Below are 4,448 nucleotides of genomic sequence, written 5' to 3' on the forward strand. Positions count from 1 at the left end.
CTTATTACCACATGACTTAAAACAGTAGTCTAAATAAGCGTTGACTATATTCTTCTTTCGTATCAAAAGGTCCAGCGGTTACACTAATTCCTTCACGATGTTTCCCTAAGAAATCTGTATCAAAATCACGGGCAATCTCGGGAGTAACACCAACCGCGATCACCCGACTAGTATCTTCATTCAAGTAGTCGCAAATATTACTATTAAGAAATACTCCATCTTCGTTTGAATCGATGGCGACCTTAACGTCTTCTTGCTCATCATTCATAAAGATATTTCCTGCTTTATTAGCTGGAATATAGCTTCGTTGTCCACTGGCTAGGCCAACATAAGCAGCATTATCATCGCTAATATGATTATCGATTGGTTGTTCACTTGCCTGTTTGTGGGCAAATGCAATTAATTTTGCCATTTCACTCCGGAGGTTCTTCCGGATAAAGACATTGTTATAGAAACAAGAAGAATCGTAAGGAGCACTTTCTGGCGCATTTTGTTGATAAAGGCGGTGGTAGTAAGGATCATTTTCAGCAACATTCGTATTGCTTAACCATTCCACACTGCCATTAATTAGGTTATGAACGAGAAGGACGCCCTTAGATTCGAGCTTAAGCGCACAATCCGATAATAGGAAATTGTTATCAATCAAGGTCACACCCATCGAATCCTTAATTTCAATATCTTCACCAAGGGCCGCTACTAAGTCCTCCCGATTTTCGTTTGTGACTTCAAATGAATCTGGCAGTGAATTGTTGTAGAACACATTCCGTGAAATTTGGGTATCTTCGACCTTGCCACCAAGCCAAATTCCGCGCGTGCAATCATGAATGCAGTTGCGTAAAATCTTAGCCCCAATCGCTGGCGAAAGGTTGATCGCACTGACATCATCACTGACAAGGTTTTGGCGGACGTTAATGTTGTAAATACTATTGTGTTCAATAATCGGCGATGGGTTGCCTTCAACACCGATAATTCCAGTCTGCCCGCAATCATGAATCGTATTGTTCTTAATCCGGTGTGGATAAACCTTATCATCGTCAATGGTTGGAACAATATTTCGACCAAGGGAGATCCCAGAACACTTAGCGTGAGAAATGTCACACTTGGCAATCTTCCATCCCTGACCACGATTAGTACCAATAATCCCCTTATTATATTGCGAAGATGCCCATCGACAAGCAGCCTTCGTCATTGTAAAGCCCGATAGAATAAGGTGATTGAGTCCTGCTTTTTCTGGATAGAAACACGTCTCACGGAAAGTCAGTTCAACATGTTCATCATTAGGATTTTGCGCTTGAAAGTTTGCATAGATTACGGTTGAATCTTCTGCTGGCAACTGTTCGGTATACCAGGTATAGCAGGTAAATTTCCGGTCTCGGGAAAATTTGTTTTCACTTGGTATTTCAACTTTTGCTAACTGATCAACCTCATACATTGCTTTATTATTTAGGAAGATTTCACCGGCATGATTAAAGGTTTGATCAACTAAAACGTTGTATGGATTATAGTTACCAAATTCGGCATTAGGGAGTTTTAATTGCCATACCGGACCAGCAACATGTTGCCAGCCAGTAACACGGTCAGCGCCCGTAATGATTGCCCGATTTTGCTTAGCAGATGCATAAATAATCGGCTTATCACTAGTGCCGGAATATTGTGGGTGAACTTCCTCATGATATTCCCCCGGCATTACTTGAACATAATCCCCCGGTTGAGCGATATCCGCCGCTTGTTGGATGTACTTAAACGGAAACTCTTGTGAACCATTACCATTTTCAGAAGCATTAATATCAACAAAAATTTGCATTTTATTCAATCCTTTCTACCATGCATAACTTTCCACAGCTTGTCGTCCCTTACCCGTCGCGTTATCCAGGATTATGCGCTGTTCAATCCTTGCCACGTTCTGTTTGGTTTCTTTAACCATATCTGGATTAACTGAAATATAATCAATCCCTTGCTGAATTAAGAAAGATGCTAATTCAGGATATTCAGATGGTGCTTGCCCACATATTGAAACCGTCTTGTTATCTTGGTGAGCAGCCTTAATAAGGTGGCTAATCGCACGTTTCACCGCAAGATTACGTTCATCAAAGAGGTGGGCCACTGTATCATTATTCCGATCACAACCTAAAATGAGCATTGCTAAATCATTGGACCCAATCGAATAACCATCAACATATTTATTAAACTGATCTGCCAAGATGATATTACTTGGGATCTCGGCCATCATGTATACCTTAAAATCTGGACCACGATGTAACCCGGCAGCTGCCATTAATTTTGTAACTTTATCAGCTTCGGCAACGGTGCGGACAAACGGAATCATTACATTGAGGTTCTTTAACTGGAATTCTCGACGCACCTTTTTTACCGCCGCAAGTTCTAGCTTAAAAGCTTCGATATATTTGGGATCATAGTACCGAGAAGCGCCGCGCCATCCCAATAAGTCGGCAGGTTCATGGGGCTCATATTTATCGCCGCCCGTTAAATTACGGTATTCTCCCGACTTAAAATCAGAAAAACGTAAAACCATCGGCCGTGGAGCAATCGCCCGAGCCACTTTAGCAATCCCATCTGCTAACATATCAACAACTTTTTCGGGATGACCAGTTTCAATTAAGTAGAGGGGATGGTCATGAATATAAGTCGTCCAAAGAAACTCTTCTCGCATTAAGCCAATGCCATCAACAGGGAGTTCTGCATATTTTTCTGCTAGTTCTGGATCGCCTAAATTCATCATGACCCTGGTTGCAGTCGGCGCGTAATATTCTGCATGGTGACATTCCGTTGTCTCCTTTTCGCTGTTAAATTGTTCTGCAAGATCGCCTTGATAAACGACCCCATTTTTAGCATCAACGGTTACTTGTACGCCATCTTGAAGCATTTCAGTAACTGCTTGCCCACAGCTCTTGGTTCCAACGATACATGGGATCTGCATTTCACGAGAAACAATTGCGGCATGACAGGTCATTCCACCATTATCGGTGATGATTGCTGCTGCTTTTTTCATTGCTGGTACCCAGTCAGGAGAAGTCATCAACGTTACTAATATTTCTCCTTCTTCAAATACATCAATATCTTTCGGGTCAGCAATTACATGCACCTTTCCAGTGGAAACGCCTGGACTAGCTGGTAATCCTTTGACCAAGATTTTTTTAGTTTTGTTCATTGAGACAGTGGACTCCTTTGTTGCTTGCTTATTATTTTTATTCGACCAAACCGTTTCTGGACGGGCTTGCACTAGCCATAATCGATCTGTTCGTGCGTCTAGCGCAAATTCCATGTCCATGTAACAACCATAGTGCTCTTCAATTTCCTTTGCGTATCCCGCTAATTCATGAATTTGGTCTTCAGTTAGTGCCGCCTGGATTGCCCGGTCTGCTGGCACCAGTTCTTCATGTACTCCGCCACCAGGGGTTTGACACAATTCAATCGTCTTCGGAACTACCGAACGTTCTACTACTTGAAGGTTATTTTTATTAATCACAAAATGATCCGGTGTTACTTTTCCTAAAACAATGTATTCACCTAATCCCCAAATCGTATCAATAACAATTTGAGCATCATTTCCGTTCGCCACGTTAACTGAAAACATAACCCCAGAAGCTTTTGAGAAAACCATTATCTGAACGGCCGCCGATAAAGCCACTTTTTCATGAGGAAAATGTTGCTTATGCCGGTAATAGGTTGCCCGATCGGTAAACAAGGAAGCATAACATTCTTGAACCTTTGCTAATACCATTTCAGTATCACGCACGTTCAAATACGATTCTTGCTGCCCCGCAAACGAAGCATTTGGTAAATCTTCAGCGGTAGCACTTGACCTAATTGCTACAAATGGTTCAGTTTCACCCATTTTTTCTGATAAGGCTGCATAAGCTTTTTTGATTGTCATAGCGATCTCACTTGGCATCGGTGCTTCGACAATCATCTGCCGAATATGTGAGCAAACCCGATGAAGTTCATAAGCATTTTCATAGTCATTAATTTCAGCTAATAATTTATTAATTTGGTCGTTTAATCCCGTTTCCGCCATAAATTGACGATAAGCGTGAGTTGTCGTTGCAAAGCCATATGGAACTGGAATTTTCATTGCAGAAGTCATTTCACCTAATGAAGAGGACTTCCCACCAACGAGATTAACGTCAGAGCGATGCAATTCATCAAACCATAAAACATTCTTTTGTTCGCGTTTTTCCATTACTGCATCTCCTTAAATTCAATGTATCTCCTTCTTAGGTGGTTCCTAAAAAAGAGTCAAGAAATTTATTTACGGCAAAAAAATGAGCAAACGGTGGCATTCCTGTCCGTTCGCTCATCTATTTACTTAAAATTTATTTTAATTTAGCTATTTTTTACTGTCATTGTGTTTTTCTTAATTTCCTAAATTTCAAGAATAAGTTAGCCACTGGACTCAAATAAATAATACTGACCAATTGATTATTGGT

The 4,448-nt window shown here is 41.0% G+C and carries 2 protein-coding genes; both read right to left on the minus strand.

Going from position 1 to position 4,448, the window contains the following annotated elements:
• Positions 1 to 16: 16 nt before the first annotated feature.
• Positions 17 to 1,804 carry a right-handed parallel beta-helix repeat-containing protein gene (locus tag AACL61_RS07575; protein ID WP_102816002.1) on the minus strand — a complete coding sequence of 596 codons (1,788 nt, stop codon included), beginning with the start codon at positions 1,802 to 1,804 and terminating at the stop codon, positions 17 to 19.
• Positions 1,805 to 1,819: 15 nt separating this feature from the next.
• The gene (ppsA, locus tag AACL61_RS07580; protein WP_339111195.1) at positions 1,820 to 4,201 is read right to left on the minus strand and encodes a phosphoenolpyruvate synthase; all 2,382 of its coding nucleotides are present in this window, start codon (positions 4,199 to 4,201) and stop codon (positions 1,820 to 1,822) included.
• Positions 4,202 to 4,448: the final 247 nt, after the last annotated feature.

It is taken from the genome of Limosilactobacillus reuteri subsp. porcinus (assembly GCF_036621895.1).
Lineage (GTDB): Bacteria > Bacillota > Bacilli > Lactobacillales > Lactobacillaceae > Limosilactobacillus > Limosilactobacillus reuteri_J.

Excerpts from the sequence above, each read along its gene's own strand:
- AACL61_RS07575 (WP_102816002.1), bottom strand. The coding sequence starts at position 1,804 with ATGCAAATTTTTGTTGATATTAATGCTTCTGAAAATGGTAATGGTTCA.
- ppsA (WP_339111195.1), bottom strand. The coding sequence starts at position 4,201 with ATGGAAAAACGCGAACAAAAGAATGTTTTATGGTTTGATGAATTGCAT.